The organism is Pseudoxanthomonas beigongshangi (assembly GCF_016820515.1).
GTDB classification, from domain to species: Bacteria; Pseudomonadota; Gammaproteobacteria; order Xanthomonadales; family Xanthomonadaceae; genus Pseudoxanthomonas_A; species Pseudoxanthomonas_A beigongshangi.
In genome coordinates this window covers 49,493-71,810 of the sequence record NZ_JADHDV010000006.1, presented here as the reverse complement: position 1 = coordinate 71,810, position 22,318 = coordinate 49,493, and the positions used below count along the sequence as shown (strand labels likewise).

21 protein-coding genes are annotated in these 22,318 nt (G+C 68.7%); 7 read left to right on the top strand and 14 right to left on the bottom strand.

Features of this window, described 5'->3' with window-relative positions:
- Nucleotides 1-101 precede the first annotated feature (101 nt).
- A complete protein-coding gene (locus IQ458_RS06250) occupies nt 102-896 on the top strand; it encodes an undecaprenyl-diphosphate phosphatase (RefSeq protein ID WP_183640214.1) in 795 nt (264 codons plus the stop codon).
- A 140-nt stretch (nt 897-1,036) separates the two neighbouring features.
- Entirely contained in the window at nt 1,037-1,864 is an 828-nt protein-coding gene (locus tag IQ458_RS06245; RefSeq protein WP_192198158.1) for an META and DUF4377 domain-containing protein, read from the top strand.
- A gap of 63 nt (nt 1,865-1,927) precedes the next feature.
- On the opposite strand, the gene IQ458_RS06240 is transcribed toward IQ458_RS06245, so the two are convergent.
- The 11 genes from IQ458_RS06240 to IQ458_RS06190 form a co-directional block, all read right to left on the bottom strand.
- Nucleotides 1,928-2,452, bottom strand: coding sequence for an RDD family protein (locus IQ458_RS06240; protein WP_203322244.1), 525 nt, complete (start codon nt 2,450-2,452; stop codon nt 1,928-1,930).
- A gap of 12 nt (nt 2,453-2,464) precedes the next feature.
- Nucleotides 2,465-3,076 (bottom strand): YbhB/YbcL family Raf kinase inhibitor-like protein, encoded by a 612-nt coding sequence (locus tag IQ458_RS06235; RefSeq protein WP_183640206.1) that lies wholly within the window; start codon nt 3,074-3,076, stop codon nt 2,465-2,467.
- A 55-nt stretch (nt 3,077-3,131) separates the two neighbouring features.
- Nucleotides 3,132-4,124 (bottom strand): YheT family hydrolase, encoded by a 993-nt coding sequence (locus IQ458_RS06230; protein WP_183641361.1) that lies wholly within the window; start codon nt 4,122-4,124, stop codon nt 3,132-3,134.
- Nucleotides 4,125-4,220: 96 nt separating this feature from the next.
- Nucleotides 4,221-5,111 (bottom strand): hypothetical protein, encoded by an 891-nt coding sequence (locus tag IQ458_RS06225; RefSeq protein ID WP_203322243.1) that lies wholly within the window; start codon nt 5,109-5,111, stop codon nt 4,221-4,223.
- Nucleotides 5,108-7,327, bottom strand: coding sequence for a M1 family metallopeptidase (locus tag IQ458_RS06220; RefSeq protein WP_235996640.1), 2,220 nt, complete (start codon nt 7,325-7,327; stop codon nt 5,108-5,110). Before IQ458_RS06220 ends, IQ458_RS06225 begins: the two co-directional genes overlap by 4 nt.
- Nucleotides 7,328-7,384: 57 nt before the next feature.
- On the bottom strand, nt 7,385-8,176 hold the full coding sequence (locus IQ458_RS06215; RefSeq protein ID WP_183640201.1) for a lysophospholipid acyltransferase family protein: 792 nt from the start codon (nt 8,174-8,176) through the stop codon (nt 7,385-7,387).
- Between the two features lie 73 nt (nt 8,177-8,249).
- Nucleotides 8,250-8,684, bottom strand: coding sequence for a hotdog fold thioesterase (locus IQ458_RS06210; RefSeq protein ID WP_203322242.1), 435 nt, complete (start codon nt 8,682-8,684; stop codon nt 8,250-8,252).
- 100 nt (nt 8,685-8,784) lie between these two features.
- Complete coding sequence (locus tag IQ458_RS06205; RefSeq protein WP_235996647.1) at nt 8,785-10,749, bottom strand: phospholipase D family protein; 1,965 nt, start codon at nt 10,747-10,749, stop codon at nt 8,785-8,787.
- Nucleotides 10,750-10,751: 2 nt separating this feature from the next.
- Nucleotides 10,752-11,333, bottom strand: a complete 582-nt coding sequence (locus IQ458_RS06200) for a YceI family protein (RefSeq protein ID WP_183640196.1) — start codon at nt 11,331-11,333, stop codon at nt 10,752-10,754.
- A complete protein-coding gene (locus IQ458_RS06195) occupies nt 11,330-11,806 on the bottom strand; it encodes a SixA phosphatase family protein (protein WP_141454659.1) in 477 nt (158 codons plus the stop codon). Before IQ458_RS06195 ends, IQ458_RS06200 begins: the two co-directional genes overlap by 4 nt.
- 21 nt (nt 11,807-11,827) lie before the next feature.
- Nucleotides 11,828-12,460, bottom strand: a complete 633-nt coding sequence (locus IQ458_RS06190) for a ParA family protein (protein WP_183640194.1) — start codon at nt 12,458-12,460, stop codon at nt 11,828-11,830.
- Between the two features lie 126 nt (nt 12,461-12,586).
- On the opposite strand from IQ458_RS06190, the gene IQ458_RS06185 reads away from it, so the two are divergent.
- The gene (locus IQ458_RS06185; protein WP_203322241.1) at nt 12,587-14,065 is read left to right on the top strand and encodes an AAA family ATPase; all 1,479 of its coding nucleotides are present in this window, start codon (nt 12,587-12,589) and stop codon (nt 14,063-14,065) included.
- A 54-nt stretch (nt 14,066-14,119) separates the two neighbouring features.
- Here IQ458_RS06185 and IQ458_RS06180 read toward each other — a convergent pair whose 3' ends face one another.
- On the bottom strand, nt 14,120-15,310 hold the full coding sequence (locus IQ458_RS06180; RefSeq protein WP_235996639.1) for an MFS transporter: 1,191 nt from the start codon (nt 15,308-15,310) through the stop codon (nt 14,120-14,122).
- Nucleotides 15,311-15,482: 172 nt separating this feature from the next.
- Here IQ458_RS06180 and IQ458_RS06175 point away from each other — a divergent pair, with 172 nt between their 5' ends.
- Nucleotides 15,483-16,145 (top strand): alpha/beta hydrolase, encoded by a 663-nt coding sequence (locus tag IQ458_RS06175; RefSeq protein ID WP_203322239.1) that lies wholly within the window; start codon nt 15,483-15,485, stop codon nt 16,143-16,145.
- On the top strand, nt 16,145-17,290 hold the full coding sequence (gene zapE / locus IQ458_RS06170) for a cell division protein ZapE (RefSeq protein ID WP_203322238.1): 1,146 nt from the start codon (nt 16,145-16,147) through the stop codon (nt 17,288-17,290). The genes IQ458_RS06175 and zapE overlap by 1 nt, the downstream gene beginning before the upstream one ends.
- A gap of 19 nt (nt 17,291-17,309) precedes the next feature.
- On the opposite strand, the gene IQ458_RS06165 is transcribed toward zapE, so the two are convergent.
- Nucleotides 17,310-18,200 (bottom strand): BPSS1780 family membrane protein, encoded by an 891-nt coding sequence (locus tag IQ458_RS06165; RefSeq protein ID WP_203322237.1) that lies wholly within the window; start codon nt 18,198-18,200, stop codon nt 17,310-17,312.
- A 22-nt stretch (nt 18,201-18,222) separates the two neighbouring features.
- Nucleotides 18,223-18,948: a glutamine amidotransferase gene (locus tag IQ458_RS06160; protein WP_192198387.1), complete on the bottom strand. Its 726-nt coding sequence runs from the start codon at nt 18,946-18,948 to the stop codon at nt 18,223-18,225.
- Nucleotides 18,949-19,032: 84 nt separating this feature from the next.
- Here IQ458_RS06160 and glyQ point away from each other — a divergent pair, with 84 nt between their 5' ends.
- Nucleotides 19,033-19,947: a glycine--tRNA ligase subunit alpha gene (gene glyQ, locus IQ458_RS06155; RefSeq protein ID WP_183640179.1), complete on the top strand. Its 915-nt coding sequence runs from the start codon at nt 19,033-19,035 to the stop codon at nt 19,945-19,947.
- 113 nt (nt 19,948-20,060) lie between these two features.
- Nucleotides 20,061-22,136 carry a glycine--tRNA ligase subunit beta gene (gene glyS / locus IQ458_RS06150; protein WP_203322236.1) on the top strand — a complete coding sequence of 692 codons (2,076 nt, stop codon included), beginning with the start codon at nt 20,061-20,063 and terminating at the stop codon, nt 22,134-22,136.
- The last annotated feature ends 182 nt before the right edge of the window (nt 22,137-22,318 follow it).

Sequence of the window (22,318 nt, the reverse complement as noted above, 5' to 3'; positions counted from 1 at the left end):
CGGAATGCACCTTTGTGGTGCCAACTTGGCAAACAACGCACCAATATGTGACATCGGGAATCCTCTATCCTTGTCGCTTCCCGCCCACCTGTCCGCGTCCCATGACCGACCTGCTCGCCGCGCTCCTGCTCGGCATCATCGAAGGCATCACCGAATTCCTGCCCATCTCCAGCACCGGTCACCTGCTCATCGCCGAGCGCTGGCTCGGCCATCGCTCCGACTTCTTCAACATCGTCATCCAGGCCGGCGCCATCCTCGCCATCACCCTGGTGTTCCGCGATCGCCTGTGGGAACTGGCCCGCGGCTGGCGCGAACCGGCCAACCGCGACTACATCGCCAAGATCATCACCGCCTTCCTGGTCACCGCCCTGGTCGGCCTGCCGGTGCGGCTGGCCGGCTGGGAACTGCCCGAAACCCTGACCCCGATCGCCTGGGCGCTGATCATCGGCGGCGTGTGGATGCTGGTGGCCGAGCATTTCGCCGGCAAGCGCGGCGACCAGCCCAACATCACCTGGAAGGTGGCGGTGCTGGTGGGCCTGGCGCAGGTCGTGGCGGGCGTGTTTCCCGGCACCTCGCGTTCGGCCGCGGCCATTTTCATGGCGATGCTGGCCGGCACCAGCCGGCGTTCGTCGGCCACCGAGTTCGTGTTCCTGGTGGGCATCCCCACCATGTTCGCGGCCAGCAGCTACGCCTTCCTGGAACTGGTCAAGGACGGCGCCATCGGCAGCGAGAACTGGGGCGAGGTCGGCCTGGCCTTCGCCGCCGCCACGATGACCGGTTTCATCGTCGTCAAATGGTTGCTGGGCTATATCAAGTCCCACCGCTACACCGGCTTCGCTTTCTACCGCATCGTTTTCGGCGCGCTCCTGCTGCTGTTGATGCCCGCCGGAAGCTGAGCCATACCAGCGCCCTGCGGTGACCTGGGGATCGGCGCTTCCCCGAACGGTTCCTGAGCGGTACCGCCCGGCGTCGCGCCGGTTTCACCCCGTTCCAGGCGTCCACGCGTTTGCACTGGTCACCCTTCAAGGAGAACCCCATGAAACGACTCATCCTGCTCGCCCTGCCGATCGCCCTGGCCGCCTGCGCCAAGCCGACCCCGGATGCGGCGCCGCCGGCCGGCACCGAACCGCCCGCCGCGACCACTCCGGTCGCCGCCACGCCGGCCGCTCCCACCGGCGCCGCCGCGCTCGGTGCGTACCACTGGCGCCTGCAGGACGCCAAGGACGCGCAGGGCAAGCGCATCGACGCGCTGTTCGCCCGCGCCGATCACCCGCTCACCCTCGACTTCGCCGAGGGACGCCTGGGCGTCAGCAATACCTGCAACCGGATGGGCGGCGGCTACACCCTGGAAGGCGACAAGCTGACGGTGTCGCCGATGGTAGCGACCCAGATGGCCTGCGCCGACAGCAAGCTGATGGCGCTGGACGGTGAAGCCGGCAAGCGTCTGGAAGGCAGTTCCACCCTCGCGGTGCAGGGCGGCGACGAAGCCCACCTGACCCTGACCAACGCGGCCGGCGACGTGCTGACCTTTGCCGGCGAAGCCACCGCCGAAACCCGCTACGGCGGCCCGGGCGAACAGGCGTTCCTTGAAGTCGCGGCCGAAACCAAGCCGTGCAGCCACCCGCTGATCCCGAACAAGCAGTGCCTGCAGGTGCGCGAGATCCGCTACGACGACAAGGGCGTGAAATCGTCCGAAGGCGAATGGCAGAACTTCTACGAGGACATCGAGGGCTATACCCACGAAGCCGGCATCCGCAACGTGCTGCGGGTGAAGCGCTTCAAGCGCAACCCGGTGCCGGCCGACGCGTCCGACACCGCCTACGTGCTGGACATGGTGGTCGAGTCGGAGAACGTGAAGAAGTAAGCCGCGCGGCAAAGCGTGGAGAACAAAAGGCCGGATCCGTCGGGATCCGGCCTTTTTGTTGCCTCATTCGGCGACGGCCACCGGCGGCAATGGTGGCCGCGATCGGCGCATCACCACCCGCGTGCGCGGGAGCGAGTCGTGCCAGCCACGCGGATTGGCGTCGTCGCTGACCAGCAGCGAGAAGATCTCGAAGGGAATCAGCCGGCACAGGCTGCGCAGCAACGCGCGCGGGAACGCCACGCGCTGGCCATGTTCGTCGACCACCCGGGTGCCGGTGATCAGCTTGCCGACGGTGACGCCGAACAGGCCTTCCATCAGCGTGTAGTAGATCAGGACCAGTACACAACCAAACACATAATCCACCCACCAGGGTGCGGTCATCAACCACGCCATCCACGTGTCATCCACGAAAGTGGCATTGAGGATGCCCACGAGCATGGCCAGGCCCCAGATCATCACCTTGTCGATGAGCCAGTTGAAAAACCGCCGTACCTTCGCCGCCGGTTCACCCAGGGCCTCCGGGGAAATCACAACTTCGGTGGCAGCGATGGGCGCGCGATAGGGATCCTGCGTGTCGTGACCTTCCATGGCCCGCCTCCTTCAGCGCAGTCGCGGGTTGAGTGTGTAGGTTCCTTGCACCGCGGCCTCGGCCAGCGCATGCCCCTGCACCGCGCGCTGCACATCCGCGGCGGTGAAGCGATCCGGCAGGTCCAGCGAAGCCACGTCCAGCGCGTAAAGGCGGAAGAAATAGCGGTGCACGCGCGCATCGTTGAACGGCGGATACGGACCGTCGTAGCCCAGGTAGTCGCCACCCATCTGCGCGTCACCGGCGAACCAGCCGGTATAGTCGTTCAAGCCCTGGCGTGCTCCGGCAGGCCCTTGTGGCGACACCTTTCCATGCGCGGTGACGCCGTCACTGCAACTGCCGGCGGCGATTTCGCGCACATCCGCCGGGATGTCGATCATTGTCCAGTGGACGAAATCGGCGCGCGGCTGGTCGTGCGGAATCTCCATGTCCTCGCGGCCCACCGTCTCGGCGACCGTCGGCGCGTCGGGATCGATGCACAGCAGCGCGAACGAGCGCGCGCCGGCCGGCACGTCGTCCCAGGCCAGGTGCGGATTGCGGTTGCCGGCGAATCCATCCGGCTGGCCCATGGCGAATTCGGCGGGAATGGCTTGCCCGGGTTCGAAACTCCGGCTCCAGATGCGCATGCGCGGGACTCCTTGGATGACGTTGGATTCAGCCGCCATGGTAACCGCGCGGCACTCAGGCGTCGGCCAGCGCGGCTTCCAGCCGATCGGCGACCCAGCGCTCGGCGAACCCGTCGCAGGCGGCGTTTTCGATGAACCCGCAATGCCCGCCCCAGGGCGCGATTTCCAGATGCGCGGTGGCCGGCAGGTGCCAGTGCTCGAAGTCCTCGAACGGGATGACCGGATCGTCCTGCGCCATCAGGATGTCCGACGGCACCTGCAGTCCGGCCAGGCGTTCGCCGGCGATCGAGTAGCCATCGAAATAGGCTTCCAGGGTGCCGAAACCGGTGTGGCGCTCGGCCACCCAGCGCATCAGCCCGCGCATGTCCTGCGCCAGCACGGCGTCATCGTAGGCGTGGCGTTCCGGAAACAACTGGCGCTTGCGCAGCAGCGAGCTGCGCCACTTGCGACGGAAGTACCAGTCGTAGATCTGCAGCCCGTTCTCGATGTAGTCCATGGTCCGGTGCGGATCCAGCAACGGGCAGACCGCGGCCACCCGTCGCAGCGGCAGGCCGGCCTGCTGCGCGCGCAGGGCCACCCGCAGGGCGAAGTTTCCGCCCAGCGAATAGCCCGCCAGCACCATCGGCCGGGGCGGGAAGCGGGCCGCGACATCGCCGACCGCATGGACGACCTCGTCGATGCGGTTGGAATGGAACAGTTCCTCGTTGAGGTGATGGGTATCGCCGTGATCGCGGAAGTTCAGCCGGAACACGTCGAAACCGCGCAGCAGCAGTTCGGCCGCGGTCATCCGCATGTAGCTGGAGTCGGCGCTGCCTTCCCAGCCATGCAGGAGCACCGCCAGCGCGCGCGGCGCGCGTCCCGGCACCTGGCTGTGGAAACCCTGCAGGCGCACCCCGTCGCCGCCATCGACGATGACCTCGGCGTTCGTCGCGCCGACGCGCTGCAGCGCGTGCACGCCACGCCTGCGGCGGATCAGGCTGGAACCCAGCACCGATTGCAGGTGCGGATTGCGCAGCCAGCGGGGAGGTCGGTAGTCAGCAGCGGTCAACATCGACGGCAAGCCATGCCCGTGGGAGGGGATGGCGGCATTGTCGCTCCAAAACCGCCGCCGCGCGGCCCCCGCGCGGCGGCATGCAGCGTTCCGTCAGGCGGCCCGGCGCGCCGCATCGTCCTCGACCACGGCGGCCAGCGCGCGCAGGCGCGCCAGCCGGACCCAGGCCAGCGCCGCGACCACCAGCTGCGCGCAGAACACCGCCAGCACGAACGCGCCCCAGCCAATGCCGGCCACGCGGCTGCGCAGCCACGCCAGCGCCAGCGCCACCGCCAAGCCGATCACGCAGACCAGCAGGTACAGGCCCAGTACGGCGAAGGGGCGGCGCAGGAACAGCTTGAAGCTGCGCCACCATGCCCGGAGCACCGAGCGGGTGTCGTCCAGCACCGCGATGCGCGCCCGGGTCAGTTCGATACCGGCGTGTGCGAGGATGAACACCAGCACCGCGCCGAGCAGCGCCAACCGGTCGCCATTGCGGGCGCTGGAAGCCAGCACCGCTTCCTCGGCATGGGTGGCGGCGATGTCCATCCACCACGACCCCAGGCCAATCGCGATGCCCAGCGGCAGCAGCGACCAGATCATCAGGCGCAACTGGCGTCCGTACTCGCGCATGCCTTCGCCGGCGAGCACGCCCAACCGTCCCGCGCGACCGTAGCGGATGCCGGCGAGCATCACCCCGGTCAGCCAGGGCGACAGCAGCAGGCTCAACACCAGGCTGACCAGCACGCCGAAGCCCACGCTGGTGTCCTTGTCGAAGACCCGGGCGAGATCCGCCAGTGCCAGCGCGTCCAGGCCGACCGCGTGACGGGCGGCGTCGATGGTATGGCCGAGCGCGCCGTCCAGCGCGCGCCAGACCGGGAACGCCGCGATCAACGCGACCACGCCGAGCGCGATCATCCACAGCACCAGCACGCGCCACTGCAGGGCGCCGCCGAACGCGCCGAACAACTGGCGCCAGAAACCGAAACGGGAATGGGTGCTCATAGGCTCACCAGGAAGGTCTGCAGGGCTTGGAACAACGCCGCGAAATCGGCGCTCCAGCGGCGGGCGGCGCTGCCATCGCTTTCCAGCGTGCGGCTGTCGTCCAGCTTGTTGGCGTCGAGGTAATGCAGCTTCTGCGGATCCAGTTGCACCGACACCGCCTTGCTCGGCCCCTCCCACACGAACCGCTTCCAGGCCGCGTCGTCATCCCATTGCACCGTCTTGCGACTGCCGTCGGCGAAGGTGACCACCAGTGTCTGCGGCACCGCCGCGCCGTCGCGGCGCACCAGCACCGTGGTCCGCCACGGGAACGGCCCGCTGCCGGGCCTGGCCTTGGGATTGGCCTTGTCCCACGCCTCGCGCTGCCGGCTGATCCGCTTGTCGCGTTCGGCCTCGCTCACGTCCACGCGCTTGCCCTTTTCCATCTGGAACCCGGCCAGCGGCAACACCTCGGTGCTGGTGAAACGCTCGATGCGATCATCGACCTTGCGGGTGGCATACACCTGCTGGGCGAACACCCGCTCGACCACGTCGCGGCGGCCGGTCGAGACCGCCAGCGATTCGCGCAGATCCGCGATGCTGGGATGCCTGAACTTCCAGGTGGCGTAATAATCCTTGAACGCCTTTTCGATGGCCGGCGTGCCCAGTTGCGCTTCCAGGTCCCGCATCACCGTGGCCGTGCGCGAATACACCGCGCCATAGCTGCTGCTCGACAGCCGGCCCCAGGAATTGGCGCCGGTGCCGTCGGCCGGATCATCCAGCCGCGCGCCCAGCCGCTCCAGTTCGAACTCGCCCAGGTGCGGCCGCACGCCCAGCCGGCGCAGCCACTCGGGCGCGACGATGTAGCGGTTGCCGGCCTCGCGCAGCATGCGCTGGTCCCAGTATTCGTTGAGGCCTTCGTCCAGCATCGGCTCCTCGAATTCGTTGGAAGCGAGGATGCCGTAGAAATAGCCGTGGCCGAACTCATGGATGGTGACGAAATCCAGCGCCAGCGCGTTCAGGCCCAGCGCCGGCACCTGTTCGAACGAATCGGCGGTGAAGAAGGTCGGGTACTCCATGCCGCCGGCTTCGGTCGCGTTGTGGGCCGGAATCACCACCGTCACGGTGCGGTACGGATACGGCCCCAGCGTGCGCGAGAAATAGGTCAGCGAATCCTGCGTCGCCTTCAGCACGGGCGCGGCGCTGGCCTTGAATTCCGGCGGATACAGCACGCGGATCTTGACCGGAGGGCTGCCCGGACCCGTCCAGTCGCCCAGCAGCGGTTCGGCATAGTTCTTGTCCGCCGTCCAGGCGAAGTCGTGCACATCATGCTGGACGTAGCGATGCCGGGTGCGTCCGTTGGCGGTCGTGGGCGTGCCCTGCAGCTCGCCGGTCGCGCCCACGCGATATTCGCTGGGCACGTCCAGGGTCACATCGTAGCTGCCGAAGTCGGCGTAGAACTCGCTGTGCAGGTGGAACTCGTGCACGTTCCAGCGCGGCGCGGTGGCGCCCCGCTCGCCCGGGAGTTCCAGCACGCCGATCTTCGGGAACCACTGCGCGATCAGGTGGAAACTGCCGAAGTAGCCGGTGCGCGCGATCACGCGCGGCAACTGCGCGTCGAAATCGATGTCCAGCGTGGTGCTGCCGCCGGGCGCGACGGCCTGCGGCAGATCCAGCCGCACCACCGTCATGTCGGTGGACGGACCGTTGTCCGGCTGCACGAAGGTCTGCGGCACCGGGGCGCCGGCCTGCATGACCCTGGTCATGTCGATCCAGCCCCACTCGCCATCCTTCATCGGCACGTCGGAACGGAAATCGAAACCCAGGTTGCGCTTCTCGCTGAAGAAGGTGCTGCCCTCGTTGCGGAACGCATTGAGGTAGAGGTGCAGGTAAACCGAACGCACCGATCGATCGCTGCGGTTGCGCCAGGTCAGCTGCTGCTTGCCCTTGAGCGTGTGCTTGTCGGGATCCAGGCTGACCTGGATCCTGTAGTCGACCACGCGATCGGAAAGCGTCGGTTCCTGCCCGGTGCGCGGCCCGCCCCAGGCCTGCGGCGAACTCGGCACGCTGACCGCCGCCGCATCGGCGGCGGCGAATTGAATGTCGTCCTCGGGAGCGCTGGCGGCGGCAAGCGGTGGAGACGCGGGCATTGCCCTGGGTGGTCCGTCCGCCATCGCGAGCGCGGTCATCGCCGCGCCGACAAGCACCAGACCCGTTGCCTTCCACCAACGTGCTGCCATGGTCTCCCCTTCGAGTTGTCGTGGGCGGGCCCCTCACCCGCGCCGAAGCGACCGAGCTTACCGCATCGCCGCGATGATGCGCTCGCGGGCAAGATCGGCGATGCGCCGGCGTCCTTCGACGTCGCTCACCCGAATCGGCTCGAGGAAACAGATCGCCGCTTCGCGCGACGGTTCGCCCAGCAGGCGCAGGAAATTGGCGAAGAAGCTCTCGCGGGGGGCGAACGCCACCACCGTCTGCGCGCTCGCGTGCGGGCCATAGCGCAACGCCACCGGCTGCACCGGCACCTCGGCTTCGACCGCGGCCAGGAAAATGCGCGCGTGGAACGGACCGACTTCCTGCCCGTCGCGCGTGCGCCCCTCGGGAAACACGCCCACCGAACGCCCGGCGCGCAGTCGCAGCAGCATTTCGTGCAGCACGCCGCCGAGTGATTCCTGGCTGCCGCGCTGATGGAAGATGGTCTCGCCACGCTCGGCCAGCCAACCCACCACCGGCCAGCCGCGGATTTCGCGCTTGGCGACGAAACCCATCATCCGCTGGCTGTGCAGCATCTCGATGTCGACCCAACTGACGTGGTTGGCGACGAACAGGGTCGCGCCCGCCAGCGGCGCGCCTTCGCGGTGCAGGCGGAAACCGAAGATCCACATCAGCCCGGCCGACCAGGCGCGAACGACGCGATGCTCCAGCCGCTCGCCGCCCACGTCCAGGCCGGCCCAGAGCGGCACCATCGACAGCAGGGTCAGCGGCAGGAGGACCAGCAGGTGGATCAGCAGCAGCGGCACGCGGTACAGGTAGCGGAACGCACGCGCCACACCGCCGCGTCCCGCGGCAGGAGTGGGGGTCAGGCTCATCCGCCCACGATACCGGATGCCCGCGTTCAGCGAAACGGAGACGGCGCGCGGCGACGCCGGAACCGGGGCGAGGTCAGGCGCCCGGCCCGGCCACCGGCACCACCGCCAGGGTGATGCGGGAGACGCAGACCAGCTTGCCGGCCTCGTTCTCGATGCGAATTTCCCACACCTGGGTGCTGCGGCCGACATGCAGCGCGCGCGCGGTGCCGGTCACCGTGCCCTCGCGTACGGCGCGCACGTGGTTGGCGTTGATCTCCAGCCCGACCACCATTTCCCGGCTGGTATCCACGGTGAGGTTGCCGGCCATGCTGCCCAGGGTCTCGGCCAGCGCGACCGAAGCGCCGCCATGCAGGATGCCGAACGGCTGGTGGGTGCGCGCATCCACCGGCATGGTGCCGCGCAGCCAGTCCGCGCCGGCCTCGGTCAGCACGATGCCCAGATGGCCGACCAGGCTGTTGCGGGCGTGGGCGTTGATGGCGTCGAGATCGACGGGCTGGCGAAAGGCCATGGGCGAAGTCCTGTTGATTGGGGGAGCGCGAGAAGGCCAGTTTAGGCCAGCGTCGCCGTCGTGGCCTTGCGCGGATGTGATCGCCGCTGGAAGGGCGCCGCTACAGGATCGGCACCAGGCCGGCGCCGAAGGCGGTCAGGATGCGCGTGTACAGCCACTTCGGACCGATGTTCACTTCCGGAAAATCGCCCACCGAGCGATAGCACTGGTGGAAGCGTGGATCCCCCGGCGGCAACGGTTCCGGGCAATCGGGCCCCGGCACGTATTCGTAGCTGGTGGCATAGCGCCAGGGCCACAGGTCGAACAGCGGCAAGGCTTCCGACACCTTGCCCAGGCTGTAGTCCAGCCCGGAGAACACCGGCGGCTTGACCTTGCGCGCCACCAGCCAGGAATTCTCCGGCTTCATGTCGCGGCGGATGCTGTCGGCAAGCGCCTGTGCGAACGCCTCGTCCTCGATGATCACCACGCTCTCGGTGTTGTAGGTCTCCGAGCGCGGATCGAAGTTGTGCGTGCCGATCACGCCGATGCGCCCGTCGATGACCATCGATTTGGCATGCAGGCCCATGCGCACGCCGGCGCGCTTGAGCGGCACCGGCCCGGTCGCCGCGCCGCTGCTGAGGAACGACGGCCGCGCCTCGGTGCGCTGCAGCTTGCGGGTGGTCTCGCCCGCCGATTCGCGCCGCTCCCCGGACGACGACGACGGTCCGATCGAGCCCGACGGTCCGCGCGGACGACTGCGCGAGGAAGGATCGGCGGGCGCCACCGGCGGCCCCTCCGGCATCAGCGTGGCGTAGTCGACCGGCGCGTCCTCGGGAAACGGCTTGTACTCGTGGATCTCGAAACCGAACTCGCGCAGGTAGCGGCGCTTGTACTTGAACGACATCGAGTAGACGACCGGGTTGTCGGTCGCCGCCAAGCTGTTGGTGGACACGATCACCTTCGGCGGCGGCTGGCGCTTGCGCATGTCGCGGAAGATCTCCTGCGCCTGCTTGGACATCACCAGGTAGGGCGTCTGCAGCAGCACTTCCTGGCTGGCATTGCCGATCAGGGTTTCCAGCTCTGGTGCGGAAGGCGCCGCATCGCTGCCATGCTCGCGGCGATGCTTCTGCGGCAGATCGGCCACGTACTTGACCTCGCCGACCGGCAGCACCGATTCCACCAGCCGCTCCTGGATCACCGCCGGATCGGCGGCGTCCTGCGCCATCGCCGCCACCCGTTCCGGTCGCAGGAAGCGCGCCGGCGGCATCTCCGGCACGCCTCCGCGCAGCAGGGTCCGGCCAACGTCGTTCAGCCGCTCGGCCGGGATGCTCCTGCGCGCATCCCAGAACGCCTGGAAATTGACCGCCATGTCGCGTGCGGCCGGCCCGGCCACCAGCACGTCGCGATCGCGGAAGTTGTACTCCGCGTCCCAGTCGTAATAATCGTCCTGGTAGTTGCGCCCGCCGGTGATGCCGATTTCCCCGTCCACCAGCAGCAGCTTGGTGTGCATGCGCTGGTTGAAGCGGCGGAAGCAGCAGAGCACGCTGCCGGCGTAGTCGAAGTAGTTGAGCTTGGCCTTGCCGAAACTGGGGTTGTAGATGCGGATGGCGAAGTTCTGGTGCGCGCCGGCCAGGGCGCCGAGGATCTGCAGATCGGCAATCGCCGAGAGCTGATCGATCAGCAGCCGCACCTTGACCCCGCGCCGGGCCGCGGCCAGCAGTTCGTCGATGACCAGCCGCGCGCTGTCGTCCTTGTCGAAGATGTAGGTCTGCAAGTCGATGTTGCGGCGGGCGCTGCGGATCAGGTTGAGCCGCGCCAGCAGCGAGTCCTCGCCGCGATCCAGGATCAGCGCGTAGTGCCGCGGCGACTGCGGTGTGGACGCCGACAGCGCGCGCGGTCCCAGATCATGCAGCGGCGAAGGCAGCGCGCAGGCATCGGGCTGGCGGCAGTCCACGATCTCCGAGCGCGCGGCGGCGGCGATTCCCGCCGCGCGATCGCGCTGGGCATCGCTCAGGCCGGCGCAGGCGGTGCACGCCAGCGACAGCAGAATCGCCGCGCAGCGCGCGGCGTCGCGTAGCAGGGACAGGTTCACTGCGGGGCCCCGTCCCTGACCCGGGCGCGCAGCACGAACACCACGCGGTCATTCACGGCCAGCTTCCAGTCGTCCATGTCGTAGTCGCTGCGACGCACCGCGCCAGTGGCGACCACGTCGCAGTCCACCGCCGGGCGCGCGCAGGTGGCTGGTTCCACCGTCAGGCTGCGCGGGCGGCTGATGCCGCGGATGCTCAGGTCGCCTTCCAGCAGGCCGCCGTCGCGCAGCAGTTGCGGCACATAGGGCTTGGAGATGAAGGTCACCACGGGATAACGGTCGGCCTCGAAGAACTTCTCGCTGCGCGCCCACTGGGTATAGCGCGGGTAGCCGACAATCTCGACGTTGCGGGTATACATGCGCAGGTGGACCTGCTGGCGACCATCCGCCAGCACCCGCACCTGTCCTTCGTATTGCGGAAACAGTCCGTCCAGCCGCTGTCCCCAGCGCGTGCGCAGTTCGAAACCCAGCCGCGTGTGCGCCGGGTCGAAATTCTTGTCTCCGCCCGCCCAGACCGGCCAGGCGCACAACAGGCCGAGTCCACAGACACCCAGCCAACTCTTTCCGGACAGCAGCGTCATGGCCACCAGAACGAGGACAGGGTGGCGACACCGGGTTCGATGGTGGCGTCGACGGGCAGGCTCAGCACCACCACCGCCGAGGTGGGCATGCCGCGATAGTCGCCGGACTGGCCGCTGTGCATCAGCGCCGCCAGCCGCTCGAAGCCGGGATTGTGCCCGACCAGCATCAGGCGCTCGACCTCGCGGTGGCCGTCGGCCACTTCGGCCAGCGTGCCGGCGGTCGCCTCGTAGATGGCGTCCTCAAGACGCTGCTCGACGTAGCCGATGGCCTCCAGCACCGCTTCGAGGGTTTCGCGTGCGCGGCGCGCGGGCGAGCACAGCACCCGGTCCGGCACCAGCCCGTGCTCGGCCAGCCAGCGACCGGCGGCCTCCGCCTCGGCCAGGCCTTGCGGTGACAACGGCCGATCGAAGTCGGACTGCCCGGCGATGGCGGGCTCGGCATGCGCGTGGCGCAGCAGGATCAGTTGACGCATCGGGCAGGGACTCCTTCCTGGTCAGGCTTTCTTGATCCACTTCAGCAGCGGATCCCAATCGGACTGATGATCGCGGACCTGTGCCGAACGGTAGTCGAACAGGCTGCGCCCCAGTCCCGCCAGCACCACATAGGCCTGGGTGTCGCGCAGCTGCGCCACCACCGGATAGGGCCAGGTGGACAGCATTTCGACCGCCTGCTGCGAGGCGTTGGTCCAGGGTTTGCTGCGGTTGACCACCAGTCCCACCGGCAGTTTGCGCTTGTGCACGCGCGGCACCTTGGCCAGGGTGTTGAGGAAGCCGACCGTGGCCTCGATGTCCATCGCCGACGGCAGCACAGGCACCACCACCGCGTCGGCCTTGTCCAGGAACGATTCCAGATCCGCCGCCATCGCGCCGGCGGCCGCGTCGATGACCACCCGGTCGGCGTCGTCGGGCACCGCGTCGCGCCATGCGCGCCGCCCGGTGCCGTCCACCGGCAGCACCGCGCTCTCCAGCTCCGCGCGGCGTTCGGCCCAGCGGGTCGAGGACCCCTGCGGGTCGGCGTCCACCAGCACCGTGCGCTTGCCGTCGAGGGCGAAGGTCGCCGCCAGGTTCGTGGCGATGGTGCTCTTGCCTGCGCCGCCCTTGGAGCTGGCGACCAGAATCGTCTTCATGCGCTCACCTCGTTGCCCGGGAAGCCGCAGGGTACACCGGCGGCCGGCGGGCGGGAATCGCCGGGCTTGTCCACGCGGCGTGAATCGCTTTGTTATCTTTCGTCCCCCGAGGGAACGACCGCTTTCATGAACGAACTCCAGGATTTGACCGCGCTGATCCGGGCCAACACCCCGCTGATCGTGATCGAGACCCAGGACGAAGCCCGCGCGGTCGACCTTTTCCGGCAGACCCTCTCCCAGGTCTGGCGGGCCCTGTACCGGTGGACGATCACCGAGGGCCTGCGCCGCATCGACATGGACCGCGAGGACGAGCCGGAAGGGCCGCCCGACGCCAGCGCCGCGTTGCAGGCCATGCGCCAGGCCAGCCAGCGCGGCGTCTACCTGCTGCTGGATTTCCATCCCTACCTGGGCTACGCCAGCAGCCAGCGCGCGCTGCGCGACCTGATCCAGCGCCGCCACTGCCTGCCGCACGTGATCGTGCTGATCGGCCACAAGGTCGAGCTGCCGCCGGAACTGGAATCGATGGCGGTGCGGTTCAGCCCGCGCCTGCCCGATGCCACCGCCCTGCAGAAGATGCTGGGCGAGGAAGCCGATGGATACGCCCGCGAGAACGGCGGCCGCCGGGTCGAGGTGGACGGCGACGCGGCCCGCCAGGTCCTGCGCAACCTGCAGGGACTGAGCCTGTCCGACGCCCGCCGCATCGCCCGCCAGCTGATTCATGCCGACGGCGCCCTCAACGCCGACGACCTGCCGCAGCTGACCCGGCTCAAGTTCGAACTGCTCAACCGCAGCGGCCACCTGCACTACGAATACGACACCGCGCGCTTCGCCGACGTAGCCGGGGCGCGCCGGCTCAAGCGCTGGATCGAGCAGCGCCGGGCCGCCTTCACCGGCAACGTCCCGCCCGGGCTGGATCCGCCGCGCGGCGTGCTGCTGCTGGGCGTGCAGGGCTGCGGCAAGTCGATGCTGGCCAAGGCCACCGCCGCCGGCTTCGGCGTGCCGCTGCTGCGGCTGGATTTCGGCACCCTGTACGACAAGTACCACGGCGAGACCGAGAAGAACCTGCGCGCCGCGCTCGCCTCGGCCGAGCAGTTGGCGCCCTGCGTGCTGTGGATCGACGAGGTCGAGAAGGGCCTGGCCAGCGGCGGCGAGGACGGCGGCGTCTCGCGGCGGGTGCTGGGCTACCTGCTGACCTGGATGGCCGAACGCAAGGCGCCGGTGTTCCTGGTCGCCACCGCCAACCAGGTCCAGGATTTGCCGGCAGAACTGCTGCGCAAGGGCCGCTTCGACGAAATCTTCTTCGTCGACCTGCCCGACGCCGATACCCGCGTGGAGATCCTGCGCGTGCACCTGCAGCGCCGCCAGCTGCCGCTGGACGAGTTGCAATTGCCGGCGCTGGCGGCGGCGGCGAACGGCTTCTCCGGCGCCGAACTGGAGCAGGTCATCGTCTCCGCGCTGTATACGGCGCACGGCGACCAGCGCATGCTGGACACCGAACTGTTGATGGACGAGATCCGCAACACCCGCCCGCTGTCGGTGCTGATGGCCGAACAGGTCGGCGCGCTGCGCGAGTGGGCGCGCGAGCGGACCGTGCCGGCCGATTGATGCCTCGGACAGGCGGCATCCGCCAGGCGCCCCGCGGCGCCCGGCGCCATCGCCTCACATGCCGCTGTCGCCGCACTCGCAGGCCGCCAGCGCCGGACGCAAGGCGCGCTGTTCCAGCGCCGCGCTGAGCGCGGTCAGGCCCAGTCCCACCGCGGTCACCATCGCCGCGGCCACGCCCAGCCACGGATAGGCGGCGCCGTTCGCCAGCAGGCTGGCGCCAATCCAGGCGCCACCGGCGTTGCCGAGGTTGAATGCGCTCTGGTTGAGCGTGGACGCCAGCAGCGGCGCGTCCTTCGCCTGTTGCACCGAGCGCGCCTGCAGGCCGGGACCACCAATGAAGCCGATGAAGCCGATCAGGAACACGCCGGCGATCGCGAACGGCTTGAGGTGCATGGTCGCGGCGAACAGCAGGAAGAACACGCACAGTGTCGACAGGGCGATCATCAGCGCGCGCATCAATTTCCAGTCGGCCAGGCGCCCGCCCAGCAGCGTACCCAGGGTCGCGCCCAGGCCGAACAGCACCAGCACCGCGCCCACCGAATGGCTGGCGACACCGGCTTCGTCGGTGAGGATCGGCACGATGTAGGTGAACACCGCGAACACGCCGCCGAATCCGAACACCGTCATGCCCAGCGCCAGCAGCACCTGCGGCTCGCGCAGCACCCGCAGTTCGCGACCCAGCCGCGGCGGCGCCAGATCATGCAGCGCGGGGACGTAGCGGGCGATGGCGATCAGGGCCGCCGCGCCCAGCGCCACCACCGCCCAGAAGGTGGCCCGCCAGCCCAGCGCCTGCCCCAGCCAGGTCCCCGCGGGCACGCCGAGGATGTTGGCGACGGTCAGGCCGGTGAACATCAGCGCGATGGCCTGCGCGCGCTTGCCCGGCGGGGCGATGTGGCCGGCCACCACCGCGCCGGCGCCGAAGAAGGAGCCATGCGCGAGCGCGGCGATCACCCGCGCCGCCATCAGGGTCGGATAGTTGGGCGCCAGCGCGCACAGCAGGTTGCCGAGCACGAACACGCCCATCAGCACCAGCAGCACCGCCTTGCGCGGCAGCCGCGCGGTCGCCATCGCCAGCAACGGTCCGCCGAACACCACGCCCAGCGCGTAGCCGGACACCAGCATGCCGGCGGAGGGAATCGAGACATCGAGGTCCTGCGCCATCTGCGGCAACAGGCCCATCACCACGAATTCGGTGGTGCCGATGGCGAAGGCGCTCACGGCGAGCGCGATGAGGGGAAGGCGCATGCGGGCGGAAATCCCGGCAAAACCGGGCATCGCGGGCGGGAGGGACCAACGATTGTGCGCCGCAACAATGACGACCGCAAGACGGAATCATCGAACGCAGCGTCGCACGCGCGCCGGCCCGCGCGCCCGCATGCGGACCGGCGCGGACGGGGCGAAGCCTTATCATGTAGCCATGTCGACACCCGATTTCCCCCGCCAGACCGCCAATCTCAAACTGCCCGGCCCGGTCGGTCCGCTGGAGGTCGCCGTCGAGTGGCCGGACGACGACGTCACCGCGCTGCCGCTGACCGCGATCGTCTGCCATCCGCTGCCCACCGAGGGCGGCACCATGCACAACAAGGTGGTGGTGATGACCGCTCGCAGCCTGCGCGAGCTGGGCGCGGTGACGGTGCGTTTCAACTTCCGCGGCACCGGCGGCTCGGCCGGCAACTTCGACCATGGCGATGGCGAGTCCGAGGATCTGCAGGCGGTGGTCGAATGGGTGCGCGCGCATCGACCGGGGACGCGGCTGTGGCTGGCTGGTTTCAGCTTTGGCGCGTACGTCTCGCTGCGCAGCGCGGAAGCGCTCAAGCCCGACGCGCTGATTTCGATCGCGCCACCGGCGGGCCGCTGGGATTTCGCCGCCATCGAACCACCGTCCTGTCCGTGGCTGGTGATCCAGGGCGAGCAGGACGAGATCGTCGAGCCGCAAGCGGTCTACGACTGGATCGACAAGCTCAGGAATCCGCCGGAGCTGATCCGCATGCCCGAGACCAGCCATTTCTTCCACCGCAAGCTGATGGACCTGCGCGGGGCGATCAAGCACGCGATGAAAGCCTGGTTGCCGGAGGCGTGATGGCGGACGGCGATACCCCGGTGCCCCCGACGCCGTCGCAGGCCTATGCGCGCGGCGTCGCCGAAGGCCGCTGGCGCGACGATCCGGCGCAGTACGACGCGTTGCGCGAACTGGATCGGATCCACCTGGCCCTGCTCGAAGATGCGCAGGATGGCTGGCTGGATCGCCTGTCCTCGTTCTGGAAGAAACCCGAGCCGGTGCGCGGCCTGTACCTGTGGGGCGGCGTCGGCCGCGGCAAGACCTTCCTGATCGACCTGTTCTACGACGGCCTGCCGCTGGAACCGTTCCATCCGGATTCGACGCGCGCGGAAGGCGGCAAGTACCGCACCCACTTCCACCGTTTCATGCGCGGCGTGCACGAACGCCTGCGCGAACACGCCGGACAGAGCGACCCGCTGGCGAAGATCGCGCAGGAATGGCGGGATCGCCTGCGCGTGTTGGTGCTGGACGAGTTCTTCGTCACCGACATCGGCGACGCGATGCTGCTGGGACGCCTGCTGGAACGCCTGATCGCCGAGGGCGTGACCCTGGTGACCAGTTCCAACACCGCACCCGCGAATCTCTACAAGGATGGCCTGCAGCGCGACAGCTTCCTGCCGGCGATCGCCCTCCTGCAGAAGTACTGCGTGGAAGTGCACGCCATCGGCGCGGAGGACTATCGCCTGCGCGCGCTGACCCGCTCGCCGGTCTACCGCGCCCCGCTGGACGCGCAGTCGGATGCCTGGCTGTGCGAACGCTGGAAGGAACTGAGCGCCGGCAGCGCGACCCGCGACGGCAACATCGTCATTGACGATCGCCGGATTCCGGTGCGCGGGCGCGGCAAGGGCATTGTCTGGTTCGACTTCGCCGCGATCTGCGAAGGCCCGCGCGGCACCACCGACTACATCGAGGTGGCGCGCGAGTTCCACACCGTGCTGCTGGGCGGGATCCCGCGCTTCGATCGGCTCAACGAGGACGCCGCGCGCCGTTTCGTCAACCTGATCGACGAACTCTACGACCGCCAGGTCAACCTGGTCTGCACCGCCGACGCCGTGCCGACCGATCTGTATACGGGCGAGCGCCTGCAGGGCGCATTCGAGCGCACCGCCTCGCGCCTGATCGAAATGCAGAGCGCCGAATACCTGGGAACCGGGCACCGCGCCTGATGGCGCGGTCTACCCGGAATCAGACTTCGATGTGCGTGGTGGCGGGGGCCGTGGAGGGTGCGGCCGAACCCGCCGTCGTCATCATCTGCCGCCACGCCGTATACATGGCACCAGCCAGCACCGGCGTCAGCACCGCCAGCAGTACCAGTTGCCACAGCAGCACCGCGATGACCGGACCGGTGATCAGTTGCAGGATCGCCACCAGCAGCAGCGATCCGAAGGTGATGGCGAAAATCGCGATGCCCGCCAGCAGGTAGAACACCAGCATCGCGGTCCAGTTGTGCAGGCAGGCGCGCAGGCTGTTGCGCATCGCGCCGATCGCGTCGGTGCCGGTGAACAGGATCTGCGGCGCGGCGATGAAGGTCATCCACTTGATGACCACGAAGGTGATGGCCACCAGCAGCAGCCACAGCAGCAGGCGGCCGGCCGGCAGATCCTTGACCAACGATGGATCCGGCTGCCCGCCCTCGGCGGCGACGGTCTGCATCTGCACCCACACCTCGCCCAGGTGCTTGAGCTGATCCGGGCCGATCATCGCCAGCAGCAGCAGGCCCAGCGCGAACGAGGCGATTACCTGCGGCAGCAGGGTGGCGAGCAGCGCGGGGCCGTGGCCGTCGCGGATCGGCTGCAGCAGATGGGCGGGCTGGGCCGGGCGGCCCTGATCCACTTCCCGCGCCGCCCAGATCATCGCGCCGAAGAACAACGGACCGGCGAGGATCAACAGGAACTGCGCGGCGTACAGCAACACGGTCAGGCCGGTCGCGCCCGCCAGCGCCATCAGCACCGTGGAGCCCAGGCCCCACAGGATCGCGAGGGTGCCCAGCGCGACCGGCGCGCGGCGCAGCAGCGCGAATCCACCCAGCAGCCATTCCGCGCCGGCGCTGGCCGGCACCTTGTTGATCGTGCTCATCGGTAATCCGTTGAAGGAAAGCTCAGCGGGCGTGCAGCCCGCGCGCGTGCGCGACGAAGCGCCGCAATAGTTTGCGGGCTTGCGGCGCCGCCGTCACGCCGCGGGCGATGCTGCCGGGGCAGCGGCCCTCGTTGCGCAGGTGTTCGGCGCGCGCGTGGACGTAGCCGCGCATGTGGTGGGTGGCGAATTCGGGGTGGAACTGCACGCCCCAGGCCCGGTCCCGCCAGCGAAAGGCATGACATTGGTCCTGCTCGGAGCGGGCCAGCACGGTGGCGCCGTCCGGCGCCCGCAGCACCGTCTGCACATGGGTCGCGTGGGCGGCGAAGCTGGCCGGCAGCCCGGCGAACAGCGGATCGGCGTCGGCGTGCGGATGCAGATCGATGGTCACCGTGCCGGACTCGCGCCCGGCCGGGTTGTAGGCGACCTCGCCGCCCAGCGCGTGCGCCAGCAACTGGTGGCCGTAGCAGATCCCCAGCACCGGCACGCCTTCGTGGGCGGCCTCGCGCAGCCAGTCGGCGCTGCGCTCGCTCCAGTCGGCGCGGTCGGTGACCATCGCCGCCGAGCCACTGACGATGACCCCGGCGAACCCCTCGCGGCGCGGCAGCGCATCGCCACGCTCGACGTTGCTCACCACCGCCTCGTCCGCCTCCAGTCCGGCCGCCACCCGGATCCAGTGCGGAAAGCCGCCATAGCGCCGCATCGACGGCACCGGCTGGCCGGTTTCGACGATGAGGAAAGGCGCTTTCAGGGGAACGTCCACGGCGGGCAAACGAAGGTGGGGCGGGGGTTCCCCCGTATACTAGCCCGCTTTTCCGCAGTGCACGATAAGCCGATGGCCGCCACTTCAACCCCCGCCGTCACCTTCCAGGGCCTCATCCAGACCCTGAACCAGTACTGGGCCGCGCAGGGCTGCGTGCTGATCCAGCCGCTGGACCTGGAGGTCGGCGCCGGCACCTTCCATCCCGCCACTTTCCTGCGCGCGCTCGGCCCGGAGCCGTGGAACGCCGCCTACGTGCAGCCCAGCCGCCGTCCCACCGACGGCCGCTACGGCGAGAACCCCAACCGCCTGCAGCGTTACTACCAGTACCAGGTGGTGATGAAGCCCAATCCGGACAACATCCAGGAGTTGTACCTGGAGTCGCTGAAGGCGCTGGGCATCGACCCGCGCGTGCACGATCTGCGCTTCGTCGAGGACAACTGGGAGTCGCCGACCCTCGGCGCCTGGGGTCTGGGCTGGGAAGTCTGGCTCAATGGCATGGAGGTCACCCAGTTCACCTACTTCCAGCAGGCCGGCGGCCTGGAATGCCGGCCGGTGCTGGGCGAGATCACCTACGGCCTGGAGCGGTTGTGCATGTACCTGCAGAACTGCGACAACGTGTACGACCTGGTGTGGACCGAGGGACCGCAGGGCATCGTCACCTACGGCGACGTCTACCACCAGAACGAAGTCGAGCAGAGCACCTACAACTTCGAGTATGCCGACGTCGCCGAGCTGTTCCACCGCTTCGACGCCTGCGAGGCCGAGGCGATGAAGCTGGTCGAGGCGGGCCTGCCGCTGCCGGCCTACGAACAGGTCTGCAAGGCCTCGCACAGCTTCAACCTGCTGGACGCGCGCCGCGCGATCTCGGTGACCGAACGCCAGCGCTACATCCTGCGCGTGCGCAAGCTGGCCCAGGCGGTCGCCGAGGCCTACCACGCGCAACGCGAGAAACTGGGCTTTCCCGGACTGAAAAACCGGACTCCATGACACACGTCCTTCCCCCGCCCGCGGGGGAAGGTGCCCGAAGGGCGGATGGGGGCAAGCCCCGTGCCCTACCCACCGCTTCGAAGCGGGACAGGCAAGACACCAGGTTGCACAACATGAGCGAACAAAAATCCCTGCTGATCGAACTCGGTACCGAGGAACTGCCGGTCAAGGCGCTGCCCGGACTGGCGCAGGCCTTCTTCGACGGCGTGCTCGGCGCGCTGGAAAAGCGCGGCATCGACTTCCAGCGCGGCGACGCCAAGCCGCTGTACACGCCGCGCCGCCTGGCCGTGCTGCTGCCGGGCGTGGCGGTGGAGCAGCTGGAACAGAAATCGGAAGTGCTGGGGCCGTATCTCAACATCGCGCTGGACGCCAACGGCGAACCCACCAAGGCGCTGCAGGGCTTCGCCGCCAAGGCCGGGCTCGACTGGACCCAACTGGAACGCACCACCGACGGCAAGGGCGAGCGCTTCGTCCACCGCGCGATCAAGCCGGGCGTGAAGACCGCCGGCCTGCTGCCGGACATCGTGCGCGAAGCCATCGCCGCCATGCCCATCCCCAAGCCGATGCGCTGGGGCGATCACGACTACGCCTTCGCCCGCCCGGTGCACTGGCTGGTGCTGCTGCTCGGGGGCGACGTGGTTGACGCCGAAGTGCTGGGCGTGAAGGCCGACCGCATGAGCCGCGGCCACCGCTTCGAGCATGACAAGCCGGTCTGGATCGGCCAGCCGGGCGACTACGTGGACGCGCTGCGCGCGGCGCGGGTGCTGGTCGACGCCGGCGAGCGCCGCCAGCGCATCGTCGCCGAGGTGGAAGCGGCGGCGCACCAGGCCGGTGGCGTGGCCCGCGTCACCGACGACAACCTGGAACAGGTGGTCTGCCTGACCGAATGGCCGACCGCGGTGCTGTGCAGCTTCGAACCGGCGTTCCTGGCGGTGCCGCAGGAAGCGCTGATCGAAACCATGGAGATCAACCAGAAGTTCTTCCCGGTGCTCGGCGAGACCGGCAAGCTGACCGAACACTTCATCGGCATCGCCAACATCGAATCGCGCAATCCCGCCGAAGTCCGCAAGGGCTACGAACGCGTGATCCGTCCGCGCTTCTCCGATGCCAAGTTCTTCTTCGACGAGGATCTCAAGCAGGGCCTGGCGTCGATGGGCGAGGGCCTGAAGACGGTCACCTACCAGGCCAAGCTGGGCAGCGTGGCGGACAAGGCCGCGCGCGTGGCGGCGCTGGCCGAGGCGATTGCCCCGCAGGTGGGCGCCGATCCGGCCGAGGCGCGTCGCGCCGCCGGACTGTGCAAGAACGATCTGCAGTCGCGCATGGTCAACGAATTCCCGGAACTGCAGGGCATCGCCGGCCGCCACTATGCGCTGGCGGCGGGTGAACCGAAGGAGATCGCGCTGGCGATCGACGAGGCCTACCAGCCGCGCTTTGCCGGCGACGACATCGCGCTCTCGCCGCTGGGCAAGGTGCTGGCCATCGCCGAGCGCCTGGACACCCTGGCCGGCGGTTTCGCCGCGGGCCTGAAGCCGACCGGCAACAAGGATCCGTTCGCCCTGCGGCGTAATGCGCTGGGCCTGGCGCGCACGGTGATCGAATCCGGCTTCAATCTGGATCTGCCCAGACTGCTCACCCATGCCAACCAGGCATTGGCCGCGCGCGGCGTGCAGGCCGACACGTCCGAACTCTATGACTTCATCCTCGATCGCCTGCGCGGCTACTACGCCGACAAGGGCGTGCCGGCCGCGCACTTCAACGCGGTCGCCGAACTGAAGCCTGCCTCGCTGTACGACTTCGACACCCGCCTGGATGCGATCGGCACCTTCGCCAGCCTGCCGGAAGCCGAAGCGCTGGCCGCCGCCAACAAGCGCATCAACAACATCCTGAAGAAGGCCGACATCGCGATTCCGGCGATGGAGGATCGCGCGCTGTTGAAGGAGCCGGCGGAAAGCGCGCTGGCCGAAGCGGTGGAGGCCGCGCTGGGCGACACCGACGACGCCCTGCACCATCACGACTACGTCAGCGTGCTGAACCGGCTGGCGCGCCTGCGTCCGCAGGTGGACGCATTCTTCGACAACGTGATGGTCAACGCGGACGATCCGGCCATCCGCGCCAATCGCCTGGCCCTGCTCAAGCGCCTGGCCGATCGTTTCCGCGCGGTCGCCGCGATCGAACATCTCTCGGTCTGATCCGACGGCCTCCCCGCGCCCGCGGGGAGGCCTGGCATCGCCGCCATGCACGCGCGGCCCTCGATGCAACCGCCGGTGGCGAAGCTTCCCTGATCCACGGCCATCGCCCTTCGCGACGGGCTCCATCATTCAGCATCGGTCCGGACCATCGCATCGAGGTCCGAACGAGCCCCTCATGTTCC

Bases quoted from the DNA above. Each gene is read 5' to 3' on its own strand.
- IQ458_RS06250 (WP_183640214.1), top strand. From the start codon at position 102: ATGACCGACCTGCTCGCCGCGCTCCTGCTCGGCATCATCGAAGGCATC.
- IQ458_RS06245 (WP_192198158.1), top strand. From the start codon at position 1,037: ATGAAACGACTCATCCTGCTCGCCCTGCCGATCGCCCTGGCCGCCTGC.
- IQ458_RS06240 (WP_203322244.1), bottom strand. From the start codon at position 2,452: ATGGAAGGTCACGACACGCAGGATCCCTATCGCGCGCCCATCGCTGCC.
- IQ458_RS06235 (WP_183640206.1), bottom strand. From the start codon at position 3,076: ATGCGCATCTGGAGCCGGAGTTTCGAACCCGGGCAAGCCATTCCCGCC.
- IQ458_RS06225 (WP_203322243.1), bottom strand. From the start codon at position 5,111: ATGAGCACCCATTCCCGTTTCGGTTTCTGGCGCCAGTTGTTCGGCGCG.
- IQ458_RS06220 (WP_235996640.1), bottom strand. From the start codon at position 7,327: ATGGCAGCACGTTGGTGGAAGGCAACGGGTCTGGTGCTTGTCGGCGCG.
- IQ458_RS06215 (WP_183640201.1), bottom strand. From the start codon at position 8,176: ATGAGCCTGACCCCCACTCCTGCCGCGGGACGCGGCGGTGTGGCGCGT.
- IQ458_RS06210 (WP_203322242.1), bottom strand. From the start codon at position 8,684: ATGGCCTTTCGCCAGCCCGTCGATCTCGACGCCATCAACGCCCACGCC.
- IQ458_RS06200 (WP_183640196.1), bottom strand. From the start codon at position 11,333: ATGACGCTGCTGTCCGGAAAGAGTTGGCTGGGTGTCTGTGGACTCGGC.
- IQ458_RS06195 (WP_141454659.1), bottom strand. From the start codon at position 11,806: ATGCGTCAACTGATCCTGCTGCGCCACGCGCATGCCGAGCCCGCCATC.
- IQ458_RS06190 (WP_183640194.1), bottom strand. From the start codon at position 12,460: ATGAAGACGATTCTGGTCGCCAGCTCCAAGGGCGGCGCAGGCAAGAGC.
- IQ458_RS06185 (WP_203322241.1), top strand. From the start codon at position 12,587: ATGAACGAACTCCAGGATTTGACCGCGCTGATCCGGGCCAACACCCCG.
- IQ458_RS06180 (WP_235996639.1), bottom strand. From the start codon at position 15,310: ATGCGCCTTCCCCTCATCGCGCTCGCCGTGAGCGCCTTCGCCATCGGC.
- IQ458_RS06175 (WP_203322239.1), top strand. From the start codon at position 15,483: ATGTCGACACCCGATTTCCCCCGCCAGACCGCCAATCTCAAACTGCCC.
- zapE (WP_203322238.1), top strand. From the start codon at position 16,145: ATGGCGGACGGCGATACCCCGGTGCCCCCGACGCCGTCGCAGGCCTAT.
- IQ458_RS06165 (WP_203322237.1), bottom strand. From the start codon at position 18,200: ATGAGCACGATCAACAAGGTGCCGGCCAGCGCCGGCGCGGAATGGCTG.
- glyQ (WP_183640179.1), top strand. From the start codon at position 19,033: ATGGCCGCCACTTCAACCCCCGCCGTCACCTTCCAGGGCCTCATCCAG.
- glyS (WP_203322236.1), top strand. From the start codon at position 20,061: ATGAGCGAACAAAAATCCCTGCTGATCGAACTCGGTACCGAGGAACTG.